Origin of the sequence: Streptomyces humi, assembly GCF_001005085.2 — a bacterium.
GTDB lineage: Bacteria > Actinomycetota > Actinomycetes > Streptomycetales > Streptomycetaceae > Streptomyces > Streptomyces humi.
In genome coordinates this window covers 1-2,009 of record NZ_LBMU02000149.1, presented here as the reverse complement: position 1 = coordinate 2,009, position 2,009 = coordinate 1, and the positions used below count along the sequence as shown (strand labels likewise).

The following is a 2,009-nucleotide window of genomic DNA, read 5'->3' as shown; positions in this document are numbered from 1 at the left end:
CCCGCCGTCACCATGGGCGCCATGGCCGCCGGTCTCCTGCTGGAGGAGACCGAGCAGCGCACGGCCGCGACACACGAGCACCGCCAGGTGGTGCTCCAGCCCGAACTGGTCGTGCGCCGGTCCACCCTCGGCCTGCGCTGACCGGCAGAGGTGTGGGGGCCCGTCCGTGGTCCTCCGCTGTGTGGGTGTGTTCGAATCACATGTCCGCCGGCCGCCCCGGTGGGCGGCTGGTGCCCTGACGCACACCTCGCAGCTGCCCATGAGGCAGTGCAGACGGGCGTTCGAACCGTCCCTCAGGGCAAGTATGCGGAACGAGCGCGCAGGAGTGCGGTGCACATGTCGCGGCCCGGGGTGCCCGGCGGTGAGACTCTTTTCAAGATCACAATCGTGCGAGGTACCTGTCCCGGGCTCGTCCGCCCGCCGCCTCGCAACAAGAAAGGCCCTCCAGTGAACCGACCGCCGTTCTCTCCTCACATCGCCCTGTCGGCCAGGCGGAGCCTGGGACTGTCGCCTCAGCAGGTGACCGAGCAGATGAACGCATGCGGGGTGCCCGTCCCCCTTTCACTGGTCCAGGCGTGGGAGGCCGGTGAGCACCGGCCGACGGAGAACGAGTTGTTCGCCCTCGCGGACGTGCTCTGGTGCCGGACGAAGGACCTGATGGGGATCGAGGCCCCGCGTACGCTGACGGAGCACCGTCTGGCACGACAGTTCAGTGCGGCGAAGCTGGCCGGCTCGATCGGGATGGACACGGCGCAGTACGCGAGAGCCGAGGAAAGAAACAGATGGTCGGGTGACGGACAGCAGACAGCGGCTCTCCTGCGCATGCTGGACATCACCCCGCTCCAGTTGGCGCAGGCCACGGGGCAGCGCGGACCGGATCCGGCCGTCTCCACGCCCCCGGCGTCGACGCGGGGCCACGGCGGATCACGCTAGTCCGGTGCCGCGGGAGCTGCGGGAGACAGGCCGGTCGGTCCGCTGACGGAGCGCGACGGCTCCGGGTCGCCCGGGGAGCGTCCTGATACGGCTTCCGGACACACCTCGCCGGCGTCCCCTCGTCCCTGCCGCGAACACGCCACGGGGGACGAGCGACGCCTCGGCTCGGGCACCTCGGCCGAGCACTGCCTGGTGTTCGCCGCACGAAGAACGGCGAGTCGGTCATGGGCGCCGTCCTGACCGCCTCCTCCGCGGCCGACCGCACCGCCGACGTGAAGAGGCTCATCACCTACGGCTGCGCGAAGACCGGCTGACGCCACGCCGGTGAGGGCCGTCCCGCGTCCGGGTGGCCGCGGGACGGCCCTCCGCTCCTCAGAGCGCGCGGGCGAACAACGCGAGCAGTTCCGTCCAGTGCCGTTCGGCCGCGGCGGCGTCGTAGGCGGCGGTGTCGGACTGGGTGTAGCCGTGGTGCGCGCCCCGGTAGACCTCGCAGCGGTGTTCGACGCCCGCTTTGGTCAGGGCGTCCTCCAGACGGCGGATCTGCTCCTCGGGCATGGACGGGTCCTCGTCGGCGTGCGCGAAGTACAGTTCGGCGGTGATCCGGTCGGCGAGCAGATGCGGGCTGTCGGGAGCGTCGGAGGCCAGCCCGCCGCCGTGGAAACCGGCCGCCGCGGCGATCCGGTCCGGGTGGGCGCCGGCCGTGTGCAGGGCGAGGCGGGCGCCCATGCAGTAGCCGGTGACGCCCACCGGCCCGTCCGCCACCAGCGGGGAGTCCGCGAGCCACGCCAGGTAGGCTCCGGCGTCACGTTCCGTCGTCCCGGGGGTGAGGGACTCCATCAGGGGGACGACCTTCTCGATGATGTCGGGGCGCGCCGCCATGTCGATGAACTCGGGCAGTGCCACGACCGGTGCCCGCCCGTGCCGGTAGAAGACGTTCGGGACCAGTACCGCGTGTCCGGCGGCCGCCAGCCGGTCGGCCATCGCCTTCAGGTGCGGGCGCAGTCCGAAGGCGTCCTGGTACAACAGCACGCCCGGGTGTGGCTGCCCGTCGTCCGGGTGGGCGAGGTAGGCGTCGG

Annotated in this window: 2 protein-coding genes and 1 pseudogene; 2 read left to right on the top strand and 1 reads right to left on the bottom strand. The window is 71.8% G+C overall.

Going from position 1 to position 2,009, the window contains the following annotated elements; all coding sequences use genetic code 11:
- Together AAW13_RS47325 and AAW13_RS43285 are read left to right on the top strand one after the other, a co-directional pair.
- Positions 1-141, top strand: a pseudogene (locus AAW13_RS47325) (LacI family transcriptional regulator); the annotation flags it as partial.
- Between the two features lie 378 nt (positions 142-519).
- Positions 520-933 (top strand): XRE family transcriptional regulator, encoded by a 414-nt coding sequence (locus AAW13_RS43285; RefSeq protein ID WP_240528940.1) that lies wholly within the window; start codon positions 520-522, stop codon positions 931-933.
- A gap of 372 nt (positions 934-1,305) precedes the next feature.
- Here AAW13_RS43285 and AAW13_RS43280 read toward each other — a convergent pair.
- Positions 1,306-2,009 (bottom strand): dienelactone hydrolase family protein (locus AAW13_RS43280; protein ID WP_071659878.1); only part of this gene is annotated, 704 nt, incomplete at its 5' end.